This window comes from Colwellia psychrerythraea (assembly GCF_000764185.1).
GTDB lineage: Bacteria > Pseudomonadota > Gammaproteobacteria > Enterobacterales > Alteromonadaceae > Colwellia > Colwellia psychrerythraea_B.
Genome location: NZ_JQEC01000032.1, coordinates 1 through 570, shown reverse-complemented (window position 1 = coordinate 570; position 570 = coordinate 1). Strand labels below are relative to the sequence as shown.

Genomic DNA, 570 nt, shown 5'->3' with positions numbered 1-570 from the left:
AGTGGGTTTCCCCATTCGGACATCTTTGGCTATAACGGTTTTTATCACCTCACCAAAGCTTTTCGCAGATTAACACGTCCTTCATCGCCTCTAACTGCCAAGGCATCCACCACATACGCTTAGTCACTTAACCATACAACCCTAAGTAGTCTCGAAAGACACGAAGTACACCCTGGAGACTAATCCAAGGCAATTGTAAAGTCTGACATTTTCACGTACTCAATAAATCCGAAGATTTATGATGAGTTACTTGATAAGACATCTTACTCTTTCGAGTAGTATGAATTCGATAATACATCCTTGGGGGGATGCACTATCACCATCACCACATTCACGATAAGAGAATGTGCTAACAGCTTGGTATTTATAATCATATGAACAACAGCGCGACACCGTGTTCAACATATAAATACCGATATTTATATCAGCTTTCCAGATTGTTAAAGAACTTATCATTTGCACACATTCGGCAAAGATATGGTTTAAAAAACCAAACTTAAATCATCGTTCTCAGTTGAGAAGAATGCGTTAAGTTTGGCTTCTTTCTTTAGTGAAAGATAAGAGATGGTG

At 38.8% G+C, this 570-nt stretch carries 1 rRNA gene; it reads right to left on the bottom strand.

Annotation, left to right across the window (positions count from 1 at the left end):
* Positions 1-133, bottom strand: a 23S ribosomal RNA gene (locus GAB14E_RS0123020); the annotation flags it as partial.
* Positions 134-570: the final 437 nt, after the last annotated feature.